Raw genomic sequence first — 14,774 nt, forward strand, 5'->3', positions numbered from 1 at the left:
GGGGCCAATCAGGGTGTCCTGACCTCCAGGTCCCCGGAGTCGCTGGACAGCGCGATCGTGCGCTGGGCCGAAGGGAGGCTCGCGGCCTTGATGTTCTTGTGGCCGGAGTCCGTCGTGGCCACGATGTTGTACGACCCTGATGGCACACGGATCACGGTCTTGCCCGAATCCGTGGTGGTGGTGACCTGGTCGGGGGGTCCGGCGAAGGCCAGGTTCATATCGCCCGAGCCGGTCTTCGTGGCGACCTTTCCGCCTGCCAGCTCGGTGGCCTTGATTGCCCCAGAGTCAGTGGTGGCTTCCAACTCGCCCGACAGGTTCTTCAGCGTGAGGTTCCCCGAGGCGGAACTCACCTTGATGCGGAGTCCCTTGGGCGCCTCGATCTGGTAATGCACGTCGCAAGACGCGCCCAAGGCGCCCCACCCCCAGGTGGTAGGACAGGCGAACGTCAGCTCTAGCGTGTCGCCTTGTACCTTGTGGCTGGTCTTCGGCTTGTCCCTGAGCCAGCTGAGCCGCTCCGTTACGTGGATGCTCCCACGATGGGACTCGACCACTTCGACGGTCCCGGCGTTGTCGGCTTCGACGTGCAACGCCGCTACCTTGTCGGTGATGTTGTACGACACGGTGTCCTCATCCAGCGGGTCGCTGGTGCCGCAGCCGGTCAATACCGCCACGAGCACGATAGAGCACGCGATCATCGTTTTTGCCTTCATTTTCATGGCGCAATTCCAAGTTGTCCGGATGTATCGGCCTCGATTGATCCCTGGAGTTGTTCCTGAGGACATCGCCGAGACCGGACGGATCAAGCCGAGTTGCCCGTGAAGCCGGCGACCACCAGCGGCAGCGCCTTACGGACGGTCTGGTTATGATCCACGTTGCCCGCGTCGGTGAGGGTCTGCGTGGCGCCGTGGGAACGCAGTTGACGCTGGCAGTACAGCGCGTTGTCGTAGGCGACGTCCGTGTCGCCCTTGGCGTGATGCAGGCGGACCGGAACGTCCGGCTTCCAGTTGCAGGTGGAGTCGAGCGCGGTCAGCAGTTCCTTCAGCTTGCCGGTCGGCTTGCGCACCCTGTCCAGGAACTGTGCGGTGAACAACTTCTCGGACGTCGGCGGCAACGCTTGGGCGATCTCCGCGGCCTGGTGGTTTCCGTCGAAGAGCTTCTCCACCTGCTCGTCGTACGGGGCGCGGAAAGCCTCACTCGGCGTGCGGTAGACGTCGGTATAGCGGTCCGCCGAGATCACGAAGTAGGCCAGGTAGAGCGAGGCCATCCGGATCTTGTCGTCCGCCGCGGCAGCCTCGAAAGAACTCAGGTCGAACGGGCCGGCGATCGGAGCGAGGCCGCCCAGCCGGAAGTACGGGTCCTGACCCTGCTGTAGGAAGCGCCCCACCATCATGGTCGCGGGACCGCCCTGTGAGAAGCCGCTGACCAGCACGCGCGAGTCGAGCCGACGCTCGTGGCCCCTGGTGAAGGCGCGGGTCGCGCGCAGGGCGTCCACCGGGGCGGACACCGTGGTCCGCGGGTCTCCGTAGGTGTGGTGGCCGGGCCCCATGCCCAGGCCGAGATAGTCAGGGGCGGACACCGCATGCCCGGCCCCCGCGAACAGCAGCGCCGCGGCGCGGTCGGTGGATTTCTCGTTCACCGAGGCCACATCACCCCGGTAGACGGTGGTGCCGTGCAACCAGGAGACGACCCGCAGGTTGCGCCGGGTGTTGCCAGGCAGGGCGACCAACTGGCTGGCGGTGGTGGACCGGCCCTTGGTGTCCACGGTGCGATAGACCACGCGATAGGCGCTGACCCCGTATTTCACCTGCGCCGCATCGATGCCGGCCGCTTTGAGCCGCTCGGCGATCTGGCCCTTGTCCAGCTTCTCCACGAGAGTCGAGGACACCACAGCGCCGCGTGCCACGGTTTGTGCTACTGAGGCTTCGGAGGGGAACGTGGTGGCAAGGCAGCCCAGGGCGAGCCCGGCGGTCACTATGGCGCGAGAAAAGGTCATGCCGAAACCCTAGATACAGCCACAAAGAGCGGCATTGCTGGCGGCACCCTGGTTCTTGGTAGTGCCAGCCTTACCCCTGCGCCGCCGTGGAGCGTGAACGGCGTCTTCGTCCCGCCTGGACCCACCTGCTGGCATCAAGCACGCGCCCCCTGGTTCCACCAACGCACCCGCCTGGCCACCGCATATATCCAGCCCACAAAGCGAATGGCGGCTGCCGTACTAGGGAGGATGTCGCGAAAACGAGCGTTCCAGAGCGTGGTATGTCACCGGTATGGCCCACATCCAGGCCGTAACCGTCCACGCCATCACCATTGAGAGCACGGGCTGGCCTGGGGCGCAAGAGGGGTTGAGGAGATCGCTTCCCGAAGAAAGAATGATCGCTTCCCGCACGTGCCGCGCGGGCCTCGCCCGAAGGCGATCTAGTTGCACCCCGGCCTCCAACCGCAAGGCAGTCGTGCGGAAGATAGGGCGGGCGGCTTGGTCTCGCGGCCCAGCGCACGAGTCGTCCTCGTCGACGGCATCAATCGACTCCTGCTGTTCTCCAGCCACGATGAACACGACGGCACCGTTCGCTGGTACACCCCTGGCGGCGGTCTCCGACGTGGTGAGAGCCATCGGCGCGGTTCAATACGACGGTGTCGGTAGCAGAATCCGAGCACGTGACACCCTGGTCGATCTGGCGGTGCCGGCTGACCGCTGCTTCTGACAGTGACACGTTTCCTCAATCTGTCATCGTCAAAATGCTCCGCGACGATCCCAAGGGATTTCGGATCGATCCGCGTCAGATCGCTACGGAGAGGGCCGCGCTGGAGTTCCTCGAAGAATTGGCGTTCGGCTCGGCTCCATGGCTGATCGCCAGTGAACTCGACGTCAACATGTTGGTGATGGAAGACCTGCCGTCGAACCAGCCACTGGCGGAGCTGATTGAGCAAGTCGGTGCCGAGTGGTCGGTGGCTGGCAGGAGAGCGTTCGCTCGTACGATCGGCGAGCTTCACGCGGTTTCTGCCGGCCGCGCGGACATGTTCTACGGCAGACAGGCACGATATTGCACCGCCGCCCCGGGACCGACCGTCTTCCCGTGCTCGGACATCGTTGGAGCGAGACCTCGCACCGCTTGGAAGAACTCGGCATGGCACCCAACGGGCGCGCAGCCGCCGAACTGGCCATGTTGCACGAGGTCCTGGCCGGAGACGACCCAGAGCATCGCAAGCTTCTGGTACTCACGAACGGTGATCCGGAACCGAACAACTTCCTCGTCGAACACGATCACGGATGGCTCATCGACTTCGAGTTCGCCGGCTATCGGCACGCATTGACCAATCTCGCATGGGTGAATGTGCCCGGCCCCATGTGGCTCACGGTCGCCGACCCGCACGCCGAGACTCTCGAAACCGACTATCGCAAGACTGCCGCGAACGTCCTGCCTGGGCTGGCAGACGATCGGGTGTTCGGCCAGGGCATGGCCGCTGCCGGTTTCGCGTCGGCGTTCCGAGCCCTGAACCGATTTCCGGTCTTGGACGAGCGGCCGCAGGCCATCGCAGCCGTCCACAGCTGGTCTCAATCCTGGAGTGTGAGGTGAGCAGTCCCGTGTCCTTCTCGTCGATGGTGTGCGGGCTCGTCGATGGTGTGCGGGCGGGTTGAACTCCGGCGGTGGCGAGGCAGACCCGGTTTGACCAGAATGTGACTCATGAACGATGTGCGCACGCTGGATGGTTCAGGGCCTGTTGAGGTTGCGATCGGGGATGAGGGCGATCTCCCCGGAATTGTCGACCTCCTCAACGACGTGGCGGCGAATTCGATCGCGTCTTTCGACACCCGGCCGATCAAGGTGGATGAGCGGCGCGCCTGGTTTGAACGGTTCTCCTCCGCTGGCCCTTACCGACTGGTCGTGGCTCGACGAGACGGTCAGGTGGTGGGCTATGCCTGCAGTCAGCGTTACCGGGATCACGATGCCTTCCGGGAGACGGTTGAGCTCAGCGTCGCGATCGATGCCAGTTGCCGGGGCTTGGGGGTGGGAACGTCGCTGTATCGGGCGCTGTTTGAAAGCATTGCCGATGAGCCGATCCATGTGGCGGTCGTAGGCATCGCCATGCCCAACGATGCATCGGTCGCGTTGCATCGGAAGTTCGGCTTCACAGAGGTCGGGACGTTCCACGAGTACGCCGCCAAGAACGGTCAGTACATCAGTTCGCTGTGGATGGAGCGTCTCCTTTAACGGCCACCCGCAGCGGCGTGCGCATGCGGTGACCGTGCAAAGGCTCGAGGGTGGGTGGATCGGACGTACTCCGCGACCAGTGGCGCCACACCCACCAGCCCCCAGACGAGCTCGACACACCCGCCGACGTCCTCGAGATCCCAGCAGAGCACATCACCGCACGCCCCTCACGGGCCGGAACCGGCCGCCACCGGCCCCATAACCCGCAGTTCAGATCACCTTGTCGCAGCACCCAGCCCGGAGTCGGAGTCGGCATGCCCAGCGACGCGAACTCCGACCTCCACCAGCGCCCTGACACCACCCGGGCCTTCCGGGACACCGCTCCGCAGCTCCCAAACCAGGACGAACCCGATTCGGAAACGCCTGAAACGACAAAATCCCGCCTGATCTCGATGATCAGACGGGATCCGTCAACTTCAGTCCAGCCGTCTCGTGAACGGCCCCTTGTGGGGCGTTCACGAGTAGGGCTGGCCTGGGACGGAAGAGAGGTTCGGAAGATCGCTTCCCGCAAAAGCAGTGATCGTTTCCCGCATCACGCCGTCGAGCCCTGAACCGCCTGAAAGACGCCTGGCTGTGTCCCGCTCCCAACCACAACACGGCCGTGCGGAGGATGTGGCGGCGTGGCGACCTGGTCACGCCCAAGAGCGCACATGCCCCGCGCATATGCCCCGGCCTCACTCAAGCAATGAGCGATCACCTTGGCACCCCGGATGCCGTCTCAGAATGTCCGAACGGGCTCAAGCGGTCGGTCAGGAAGGCGACGATCTCGTCCCTGGCCTTCAGCGTGGGATGTCCTTCCTCATCGACGAGGTGGGCGGTGACAACGCTGTGGGGGGTCCCGACCACGTCGGCGAAGAACGGTGGCGGGCTGGTGTTCGCGGAACTGCCCGAAAGAACACGACCGTCGAAGGCGTCGCCGAGGAGTGCCTGGTAGGCGGCAAAGCGCTGGCCGGTGCACCAGCGGTCGTCGTCGAAGCGGTAGGCGAGAACCTTCAGCCCGTCGCGCGTGATGCGGTCTCGGACCGCGTGTGCGTCCTCGTCGCTGATCTCGAGTCCGGCAGGGTCGTCCAGTGGCAGCGACGGGTGGTTGACCACCGGCGCGATGACAGCTGGCTCAAGCGCCATGGTGAGAGCGAAGTTGCCGGTGAAGCACAGTCCGATCGCGCCGACTCCCGGACCGCCGCATTCGGCATGGGCTTGGCGCGCGAGCCCACGTAGCCATGCCGTGACGGGGCTGGTCCCGCCCCCGGCGAACGCACGGAACTCGGCACTGACACACGCGCGGCGGACGACCTCCGTACCACCCTCGACCGTGGGGTAGGCACCGTCGATCCCGAAGAGTGAGGGGACATAGACGGTGAAGCCCGCATCCCGCAGCCACCGCGCCAGTCGAAGGACGTCAGGACTGATGCCGGGCATCTCCGGCATCAACACGACGGCCGGCCCGGAACCCGCGGTGTACACCGTCTTCTCCACCCCCTCCACGTCCACGAGTCGGCGGGAGAAGTCCGTGATCATGTCGTCAAGTCGTCCGCTGGCAGCGCTCATGGTGACAGCGTGGACCAATGCCCCCGCACACGGTGAGAGGCCAGATCGCCATGCATGGGGGTAATCTCGCCGTAGGCCGGCGGTGAGGAGGCGAGCGTGAGCACGCTGCGGGTTGGCGTCCTGGCCTATCCAGGCTGCTTCGCGTCCGAGGTGTTCGGCGTACCCGATCTCCTGACGATGGCCACGCACGTTGCCGGACCGGACGGCTCCGGATACGAGGTGTCGATCGTTTCGCCTCGTCGTCGGGTCGCCGCATCGGGTGGTGCGGCATTGGACGTCTCTCCGCTGCGCGAGGTAGATGTCCTTGTCGTGCCAGGGTTCGAGCTCCTGCCGAGCCTGGATGTGGACGCGAAGCTCGCACCCCTCGCCGCTGAAATTGCGGCGATCCGCTCACACGCGGCTGGGGGCACTGCCGTCGTCTCGATCTGTGTCGGTGCGTTTCTGCTCGCCGAGGCTGGACTCCTCAACCGACGCCGGGCCACGACAGCCTGGCTCCTCGCGGACGAACTGGCTCGACGCTGTCCGGACGCTGACGTCCGACCCGAGTGTCTGGTCGTCACCGACACGGGGGTGACGACGACGGCGGCCTTCAGTGCCATGTACGACTTCGCGCTGGATCTGATCCGCCAACACAGCGGTGCCGGCGTGGCACGGACAACCGCGCGGGTGGCGCTCGTCGACGATGCGCGATCGTCCCAGACTCCATACGTGGACGCGCGACTTCTTCCGCAGCCCGGAAACGAGTTCTCCCACAAGGTCATGCGATGGCTCGACCAGAACCTTGCCGCGCGATACGACCTCGCCGCGTTGTCGGACACGTTCAAAGTCAGCACTCGGACGCTGCTGCGGCGCTTCGCGCACGAGACCGGCCAGAGCCCGCTGGAGTACCTGCAGTCATCGCGTGTCCGTCGCGCCCGCCACCTCCTTGAGACCACGAACCGAACCGTCGCCGGCATCTCCGCCGCAGTCGGGTACAGGGATCCCAGCACGTTCGCTGCCCTCTTCGCCAAACACACCGGACGACGCCCAGGGGACTACCGCGCGGCCTTTCGTCGTGTTGACTGATCATCCGACCCCGAAGTCCTAGTTCCGCCAGGACATGGCCTACCTCAGCCCCGCCTGGGTGGCTCGCCCACGGCGCATCCGCCGACATCCCCGAGATCCCAGCAGAGCACATCGACCGCACGCCACTGAAACGACAAGATCCCGCCCGATCTCGATGATCAGACGGGATCTCGTCAACCTCAGTCCGGCCGTTTCAAGAACGGCCCTGGGTGGGGTGTTCACGAGTGGACCTGATCTGGGATGCAGCAGAGGGCTGGAAGATCGCTTCCCGCGCTGCTCGTGATCGTTTCCCAGCCGACCCTTCTGGTCGACGACGCGACCCAAGCGGCAGTCGCAGTCCTCCTGCTACCTCTGCCTCGCCAACTGATTGACGCCGTCGCCACGGGCCTCACCGGCAACGACGCCGTGACCGCACTTCCTGGCGAAATCGGCTGTCGGCGGTGTAGATCGTCCGCCCTATGTGGGGTCGGCGCCGTGGAGAAGTCCTTCCCTGTCAGCGTGGAGTTCAGCCGGTTCAACCGATTCAGCCGGGCAGTAGGCTGCCTCCCTTGAGCAGCTCGGTCCCGCGGCGAGCGCTCTCCTCTGACGACAGGTCTTCGGTATGGGTAAGAAGGATGCACAGATGCCCGAATGGGTCTCTCAGCTGGCTGAGCGGGCTCCGTAGAACATGTCGGCGGGAGGCTGGAGCAACTCGGCGCCGGCTCGGACGGCCTGGGCGGTGAGCGCGTCCACGTCATCGACATAGATGTGCAGACCCACTGTCGAGCCACCCACGGCACCAGGAGCTTTGAAGGGCCCATCCGCGTCCCCCGACCATGATGATCGAACCTTTGATGCTGACCTCGGCATGCGCGATTCGGCCTTGCGGGTCGGCAATGCGGAACAGCGGCGTATCGGTAGCGCTCGGGAACAGATGCCATCACTGCCGGAGCAGACCCGTGGCGGCCGATGATGAGCGGCCGCCGTCGCGGCTTCCTTTCCACCCCTGAAGCTTCTCCATCCCCTGCGCACCGGGCGTCAGGAGTGCAGGACACCGGCGCGGGCGGCGGCGAGGGCAGCATCCGCCGCACGTTCAGCGTCGCGTTCGGTGACCGATTCGTGGGTGATGAACAGCCGGTAGTAGATGGGCGCGACGGCCGTTCTGATCACGTCTGCCACATCGGTGTCCGCGGGGAGCTCGCCCCGCGCGACCGCCCGCCGTACCACTTCGGCTGCCTGTTCGTGGCGGGCGGCGAAGAAGGCGTGCAGCGCCTGCGCGGGCCCGGTGCTCTGTACGGCGGCCGACACGAATGCGGCGGAGATCGGCCCGGCGACCGGATCGGCGAACCCGCTTCGCACCAGCCCGGCGATCTCCCTCAGGTCCTCGCGGAGTGAGCCGGTGTCGGGCAGCGGCCACGGCTCCTCCCTGGCCAGTTCGAGCGCGTCGGCGATCAGGCCCTCCGCGCTGCCCCATCGCCGGTACACGGTGGTTTTGTGCACGCCCGAGCGGATCGCCACGTTCTCCACCGTCAACCCGCTGTAGCCGTGCTCGGCCAGCTCGGCGAGGGTCGCCTGTCGTACGGCGTCGCGCACGCGGGCGCTGCGACCGCCGAGACGTCTTTCCAAAGTCTACTCCGGTTGCGTTAAGAGGAACTCTCATGCTAGCTTAAAGCTACAGCAGTTGCGATTGGAGTTTCTCTGACTACACAGCTTTCCCTCCGGGGAGTCTCGAAGTCCTACGGCGAGCACTGCGTCCTTGACCAGCTCACCTTCAGCATCCGGCCCGGCGAGCGCGCCGGGATCGTCGGCGAGAACGGTTCCGGCAAGTCCACGCTGCTCAGGATCATCGCCGGGGTGGACCAGCCAGACGACGGCGAGGTGACGGTGGCGGCAGCCGGCGGTGTCGGCTACCTGGGCCAGACCCTCAACCTGCCCGGCGACCACACCGTCCAGCAGGCCGTCGACGCCGCGCTGGCCGAGCTGCGCGCACTCGAGCGCGACATGCAGCGCGCCGCCGAGGAGCAGGACCTGACCCTGTACGGCGAGCTGCTCACCGCCTTCGAGGCCCGTGACGGATACGAGGCCGACGCCCGCGTCGACAAGGCCATGCACGGGCTCGGCCTGACCCAGATCGAGCGCTCACGCGAGCTGTCGACCCTGTCGGGCGGCGAGCAGGCCCGGCTCGGCCTGGCCTGTGTGCTGGCCGCCTCACCAGAGATCCTGCTGCTCGACGAGCCCACCAACCACCTGGATGAGGCGGCGCTCACCTGGCTGGAGGACCGGTTGCGCGCTCACAAGGGCACGGTGGTGGCAATCTCACACGACCGGACCTTCCTGGACCGGGTGGCCACGACGATCCTCGAGGTCGAGGGCGGCACGATCACCAGGTTCGGCGGCGGCTACACCGGATTCCTGACCGACAAGGCGGCCGCCCGGCAGCGCTGGGAGCAGGCCTACGCCGCCTGGCGGGAGGAGGTTGAGCAGGTCAAGGAGTTCGCCGCGACCACGGCGCGCCGCGTCGCGCGGGGCCGCGAGATGAAGGACAACAACAAGATGGCCTACGACCGCAACGCCGGCCGCGTGCAAAGCTCGGTCGCCTCGCGGGTACGGCAAGCCACAGAACGCCTGCGCCGCCTAGAAGCCGACCCGGTACCGCGACCGCCCAAGCCTTTGTGTTTCCGCGGCAGGTTCGCGGGCGCCGGCACGCACGTCGACCACGGCGGGCTGCGGATCGAACCGGGTGACCGGTTGCTGATCACCGGGCCGAACGGCGCGGGCAAGTCGACGCTGCTGGCGGCCATCGCGGCCCAGGCCGGCCGGCGGGCAGGGCACCTCGCACAGGAAGTCACCTTCGACCCCGAAAGGACGGTCATGGAGACCTATGGCGGCGACCCAGAAGCCCTGCTCGCGACGGGCCTGTTCCACCGCGAGGCGCTGCACCTCAAAGTCGGCGCGCTGTCCGAGGGCCAGCGGCGGCGACTGGCGCTGGCCGAAGTGCTGGCGGGCGAACACGATCTGCTGCTGCTGGACGAACCCACCAACCACCTCTCGCTCACCCTGGTCGAGGAGCTCGAGCAGGCGCTCGGCGACTATCAGGGCACGCTCGTGGTGGTCACCCACGACCGGGCGCTACGGCGCCGCTTCACCGGTAAGGAGATCGCTCTTTCATGTTGATCGACGGTTCACCGTACGGCATCACCTGCGGCCCCGACGGCGCGCTCTGGTTCACCCTCGTCCATCAGGGCCGCATCGGCCGGGTCGTGCCGGGTGCGGAAGCCACGCTGTTCTCTCTCGATCCGGCCGACGGTCAGCCCACGGTCATCACCCCGGGACCGGACGGCGCGCTGTGGTTCACCGAGTTCGCCGGCGGCCGGATCAGGCGGATCACCGTGGACGGCGTTGTCACCACGTTCGAGGTGGCCTCGCCATACGGCATCGCCGCCGGCCCCGACGGAGCCATGTGGTTCACCCAACTGCAGGACGACCGGATCGGACGCATCACCCCGGACGGGCAGGTGTCGTCGTACCCGCTGCCCGGGACCGGCGCGATGCCCTCAGCGATCACCGCAGGGCCGGACGGCGCGCTGTGGTTCACGCTCAACCAGGGCAATGCGATCGGCCGTATCACGATCGGCGGCGAGGTGTCGACGTACCCGCTGCCCACACCGGGCGCGGCACCGGTCGGCATCTGCGCGGGACCGGACGATGCGCTGTGGTTCGTGGAGATCGGCGCGGGCCAGGCCGGCCGGATCGACACCTCGGGCGTGATCACCGAGTTCCCGCTGCCCGACCGCGCCGCTCGGCCGCACGCCATCGTGGCAGGTCCGGACGGCGCGCTCTGGCTTACCGAGTGGGGTGCCGGCAGGCTGGCCCGTGTCACGATCGACGGGAAGATCGAGAACTTCCCACTGGAGGGCGCGGAACCCCACGGCCTCGCCGTCGGTCCGGACGGGGCGATCTGGGTCGCGATGGAGTCCGGCGCCCTGACGCGTCACAGCGTGTAGACGAGCGTGAGCACCTGGAACTCGAACTCCATCGCCTGGCCGGAGATCCCGGCCAGATCCCCGGTCCCGGAATTGGGGATGATGCTCCCGAAGCTGGACTGATCGGGGCTGTCGGCCAGGCCGCCGTGCTGGATGACGAAGGTGCCGTGCCTACCGTCCAGCACGCCCTCGATCCGTTCGGAGGCCACGTAACCCCCGCCCGCCGTTCCCTGCGCGGTGAGCACCTCGGCGACGCCTGTCCCGTCGATCGCGCCCTGGTAGCGCTTGTGGATCGTGACCCGGGTCAGCTTCGGGCCCTCAGCGAGCTCCTCATACACCGACTCGTCGAACTTCACGATCTCAAATCCAGCCTTGATGGTGCGTTCTGTCATGTGGCCGAGGTTAGCCGCTCCTGACCTCGCGGTCGCAGCGGCCCATGACGCCTTTGGTGCGGTGAGCTCAGACCAGTGATCAGCAAGGGCGCCCACACGATGAACACCGTCTTCGGCGACAGCCGACACGGTAGAGAGTCCGAGTGAGATGGCTCTCCGATCGGCTCCCATCGACTCCCAGACAAGCGAAAAGGGGCTCCGGATCAGCTCCGAAATCCCTTGTCACCTGCAACTATTCTGGTGGGTGGGGTGTTCACGAATGGGTTTGGCCTCGGTCGATGGGACCACGTGGAAGATCGCTTCCCGGCGACGCGATGATCGTTTCCCGAGCTATGGGACGTCGATGGGGAGCTCGAGCAATTCCTCTGGTGCTTGCCATTGGTGCAACGTGCCGTGTCGGCATTCCGCCCAGCGTTGTGCATGTGATTGCCATCGACCGTTTCGATCCCCCATCGAACACGCTCGCGACGCATTCGACATGCACGAAGGCACAGACCTCTAAGCTTTCTCCCTTGGCCGGTACCGGCCAGCCTTACCGGTAGGAGGCCCTCCACCCTAGACGGGGTGGCGGGGATCGAACAGCACCCACAGAATCCACAACACCAGCTTCACCACCGCCATTGCCGTACGGATCCAGCCGTACTTATCTCTCCGCTCGCGGCCATCGTCGTCCATCAGGACTCCCTGCTCCGCCAGACCATCCGGCGGACAGGCCCGGACGGTCACAGCGCAGAGATCATCGACAGCGCGCGTCTCATGATGAGGCATGGCAGGCACCCGCTGACCGGGGAAGCCCACCGCCGTGACCTGGCCGTTCTCCGTTACCTGGACCAGGGCTGATCGCTGGTATGGGTGTATCTAGGTGCACCCAGGCCGGGATTCAGCGCCATTACCCCCTCGTACCGCCGTCCCTAGGCTCGCGGCATGACATTGATGCGTACTCTCAGCTCAGCCGTTTTAAGCTTGGCATTCGTCATTGCAGGGGCCGCGCCGGCGGATGCGGCCTCGCGGGATGTCGTACGGACCGATACGGGCTGGGTGCGAGGCAAGGTCGCCCGGGACCACCGGATCTTCCAGGGCATCCCCTACGCCGCTTCTCCGGTCGGCGACCTGCGCTGGCAGTCGCCCCAGCCGGTAACTGCCTGGCGTGGTGTCCGCGCCATGACACGCCCAGGTGACAGGTGCGCCCAGTCCACGGATCTGTGGGGGTTGCCGGCCAGCGACAGCGAGGACTGCCTGTACCTCAACGTGACCGTCCCGCGCTCGGCCACTCCGCGCCGCCCCCGGCCCGTCATGGTCTGGTTGCACGGCGGCAGCCTGACGAAGGGGGCGGGCAGCGACTACGACGCCACCCGCCTGACCACGCGCGGCGACGTCGTGGTGGTCACCGTCAACTACCGGCTTGGCGTGTTCGGCTTCTTCGGGCATCCCGGACTGGCGGGCAGCGGGGCCTACGGGCTGGAGGACCAGCAGGCGGCATTGCGCTGGGTCCAGCGCAACGTAGCGGCCTTCGGAGGCGACCCACGCAACGTCACGTTGTTCGGGGAGTCCGCCGGAGCGCACTCGGTGTGCGCCCAGCTGGCGTCGCCCACCGCCGCCGGCCTCTTCCACCGGGCGATCACCCAAAGCACGTTCTGCTCCCAGACCGCCTTCACCGGCAGCCGCCTGAGGCCGGTCATGGACCTCCCGATGTGGGTTCCCAAGGCCGCCCACGAGGCGCACGGAGCCGCCATCGCCACCGCGCTCGGCTGCACCGATCCGAAGACAGCCGTCACCTGCCTGCGTGGCAAGCCCGTCTCCAAGCTCCTCGCGCAGGAGCCGCTCGCCCTTCCGGGCTACGGCAACGCCGTGCTGCCTGCCGATCCCGCGGCCGTCTTCGCGCAGGGCCGCTTCCACCGCGTGCCGATCCTCACCGGCATCACCCGTGACGAGGGAACCCTGTTCACCTCGCTGATCTTCCCCGGTCTCACCGAGCAGGGATACCAGGAGGGCCTGCGGCACATCTTCGGTGACAACGCCGCGGCGATCGCGGCGAAGTACCCGTCCCGTGGGCGGCCGACGCAAGCCGTAGCAGCGATCATGAGCGATCTCGACTGGGCGTGGGCCGGTCGTGCCAGTGACCGAATGCTCAGTGAGCACACCCCGGTCTACTCCTACGGGTTCGCCGACCGTACCGCGCCGCCGATCTTCCCCCTTCCCGGTGGCGTGGAGCCGCTCGCCTCGCACGGATCGGAACTGTCGTTCCTGTTCCCCGGGGCCCCGCTCACCCGCGAGCAGCGGAAGCTCGGCGACATGATGATTACATACTGGTCGCGCTTCGCGGCGACCGGCGACCCCAACGCTCCTGGCCTGCCGCGCTGGAGCCCCGTGCGCACCGGGCACGTCCATCGCCTGGCCCCGGGCCCCGGTGGCGTCGGCGTCTACGATCAGGACGCCCTCCACAAACTGGCCTTCTGGGACCGCCTGGCCAGCCACTGACCTGGCGGACACCCATCAGGGGCACGGTGATCGTTGATCCCACCAGCCGTCATCAGCGAGGCCGAAGCAGGCATAGCGCGTAGCGGGACCGTAGTTGCACCTCGCCCGCCATCTGGCCGAGGGCCGACGTCACCCGTGAGAGAAGCGCTACGCCCTCCAACCCTCCGGGGCCCGGCGCTGGACGCCCGCCCGGCATCTCCTGACATGCCTGGTCATCCGGCGCCGTGGCTGCGGGTGCCCTCGATCGCCCAGACCACCTTCGGGCCTGGCGCGTGTTCAGTGGCCCAGCGGGACAAGCTGGTCGAGCAGCTCGGCATCAAGCACATCTCCAAAAAGCCAGGTCAGCCAGATGGCCAAGGTGCTCGATGAGCAGGTCGAGGCGTTCCGCACCAGGCGCTGGACGCCGGCCCGGCGGCCGGATCATCACCCTGCACCCCGGCGACCTCGGCCACCTCGACAAGTTCCGCCAGGATCTGCTCTACCTCAGCCCCTCGTGGCGAGGGCCGTACTCCGCTGCCAGGGCGATGACGGAGGGGCTGAACGGCCGTATCAAGGGCCACGACCTCGACCTGGCTGATCCGAAGAACCGGCTCGCCCACGGCCGCGTCGCCCAGACCATCCTGGTCGCGTTGCTCGTCGCCGTCGCCAACGATCACTTCCTCGACCAGTGGCGCCACACCCACCAGCCCCCAGATAAGCCCGACACACCCGCCGACATCCTCCAGATCCCCGAGAGCACATCGACCGCACACCGCTCACGGGCCGCAGCAGACCACCACCCGCACTTCAGATCACCTCGTCGCAACACCCAGCCCGGAGCCCGCATCGCCATGCCCAGCGACGCGGACTCCGACCTCCACCAGCGCCCTGACACCACCGGCGCCTTCCAGGACACCTGCTCCGCGACTCCCAAACCAGGACGAACCCGATTCGGAACCTCCTGAAATGACAAGATCCCGCCTGATCTCGATGATCAGACGGGATCCCGTCAACTTCAGTCCAGCCGTTTCAAGAACGGCCCCTGGTGGGGTGTTCACGAATAGCGCTGGCCTGGGGCGGAGTAGGTACTCAGAAGATCGCTTCCCGAGGGGACGTTGATCGTTTCCCGCGTTTCATTCGAT

Annotated in this window: 14 protein-coding genes; 8 read left to right on the forward strand and 6 right to left on the reverse strand. The window is 66.7% G+C overall.

Features of this window, described 5'->3' with window-relative positions:
* Positions 1–8: 8 nt before the first annotated feature.
* The gene (locus ACIBVN_RS21475) at positions 9–695 is read right to left on the reverse strand and encodes a DUF4097 family beta strand repeat-containing protein (RefSeq protein WP_397138884.1); all 687 of its coding nucleotides are present in this window, start codon (positions 693–695) and stop codon (positions 9–11) included.
* 104 nt (positions 696–799) lie between these two features.
* The gene (locus ACIBVN_RS21480) at positions 800–1,993 is read right to left on the reverse strand and encodes a lipase family protein (protein WP_397138886.1); all 1,194 of its coding nucleotides are present in this window, start codon (positions 1,991–1,993) and stop codon (positions 800–802) included.
* A 477-nt stretch (positions 1,994–2,470) separates the two neighbouring features.
* On the opposite strand from ACIBVN_RS21480, the gene ACIBVN_RS21485 reads away from it, so the two are divergent.
* From ACIBVN_RS21485 to ACIBVN_RS21495, 3 genes are all read left to right on the forward strand, one after another.
* Entirely contained in the window at positions 2,471–2,638 is a 168-nt protein-coding gene (locus ACIBVN_RS21485) for an NUDIX domain-containing protein (RefSeq protein WP_397138888.1), read from the forward strand.
* A 433-nt stretch (positions 2,639–3,071) separates the two neighbouring features.
* Entirely contained in the window at positions 3,072–3,572 is a 501-nt protein-coding gene (locus tag ACIBVN_RS21490; protein WP_397138890.1) for a hypothetical protein, read from the forward strand.
* Between the two features lie 108 nt (positions 3,573–3,680).
* A complete protein-coding gene (locus ACIBVN_RS21495) occupies positions 3,681–4,208 on the forward strand; it encodes a GNAT family N-acetyltransferase (protein WP_397138892.1) in 528 nt (175 codons plus the stop codon).
* A gap of 693 nt (positions 4,209–4,901) precedes the next feature.
* On the opposite strand, the gene ACIBVN_RS21500 is transcribed toward ACIBVN_RS21495, so the two are convergent.
* Complete coding sequence (locus tag ACIBVN_RS21500) at positions 4,902–5,726, reverse strand: dienelactone hydrolase family protein (RefSeq protein WP_397138894.1); 825 nt, start codon at positions 5,724–5,726, stop codon at positions 4,902–4,904.
* 126 nt (positions 5,727–5,852) lie between these two features.
* Between ACIBVN_RS21500 and ACIBVN_RS21505 the strand changes: the two genes are divergently transcribed.
* Entirely contained in the window at positions 5,853–6,821 is a 969-nt protein-coding gene (locus tag ACIBVN_RS21505; protein WP_397138896.1) for a GlxA family transcriptional regulator, read from the forward strand.
* Positions 6,822–7,460: 639 nt separating this feature from the next.
* Here the strand turns inward: ACIBVN_RS21505 and ACIBVN_RS21510 are convergent.
* Entirely contained in the window at positions 7,461–7,580 is a 120-nt protein-coding gene (locus tag ACIBVN_RS21510) for a VOC family protein (RefSeq protein ID WP_397138898.1), read from the reverse strand.
* A gap of 258 nt (positions 7,581–7,838) precedes the next feature.
* Complete coding sequence (locus ACIBVN_RS21515) at positions 7,839–8,426, reverse strand: TetR/AcrR family transcriptional regulator (RefSeq protein ID WP_397138900.1); 588 nt, start codon at positions 8,424–8,426, stop codon at positions 7,839–7,841.
* A gap of 72 nt (positions 8,427–8,498) precedes the next feature.
* On the opposite strand from ACIBVN_RS21515, the gene ACIBVN_RS21520 reads away from it, so the two are divergent.
* Both ACIBVN_RS21520 and ACIBVN_RS21525 read left to right on the forward strand, forming a co-directional pair.
* Entirely contained in the window at positions 8,499–9,974 is a 1,476-nt protein-coding gene (locus ACIBVN_RS21520) for an ABC-F family ATP-binding cassette domain-containing protein (RefSeq protein ID WP_397138930.1), read from the forward strand.
* Positions 9,968–10,804 (forward strand): virginiamycin B lyase, encoded by an 837-nt coding sequence (locus tag ACIBVN_RS21525; protein WP_397138902.1) that lies wholly within the window; start codon positions 9,968–9,970, stop codon positions 10,802–10,804. Before ACIBVN_RS21520 ends, ACIBVN_RS21525 begins: the two co-directional genes overlap by 7 nt.
* Here ACIBVN_RS21525 and ACIBVN_RS21530 read toward each other — a convergent pair.
* A complete protein-coding gene (locus tag ACIBVN_RS21530) occupies positions 10,792–11,175 on the reverse strand; it encodes a DUF3224 domain-containing protein (RefSeq protein WP_397138903.1) in 384 nt (127 codons plus the stop codon). The genes ACIBVN_RS21525 and ACIBVN_RS21530 overlap by 13 nt on opposite strands.
* A gap of 933 nt (positions 11,176–12,108) precedes the next feature.
* Here ACIBVN_RS21530 and ACIBVN_RS21535 point away from each other — a divergent pair.
* Both ACIBVN_RS21535 and ACIBVN_RS21540 read left to right on the forward strand, forming a co-directional pair.
* Entirely contained in the window at positions 12,109–13,653 is a 1,545-nt protein-coding gene (locus tag ACIBVN_RS21535) for a carboxylesterase/lipase family protein (protein ID WP_397138932.1), read from the forward strand.
* 365 nt (positions 13,654–14,018) lie between these two features.
* Complete coding sequence (locus ACIBVN_RS21540; RefSeq protein ID WP_397138905.1) at positions 14,019–14,597, forward strand: hypothetical protein; 579 nt, start codon at positions 14,019–14,021, stop codon at positions 14,595–14,597.
* Positions 14,598–14,774: the final 177 nt, after the last annotated feature.

The organism is Nonomuraea sp. NPDC049400 (genome assembly GCF_044466425.1).
Lineage (GTDB): Bacteria > Actinomycetota > Actinomycetes > Streptosporangiales > Streptosporangiaceae > Nonomuraea.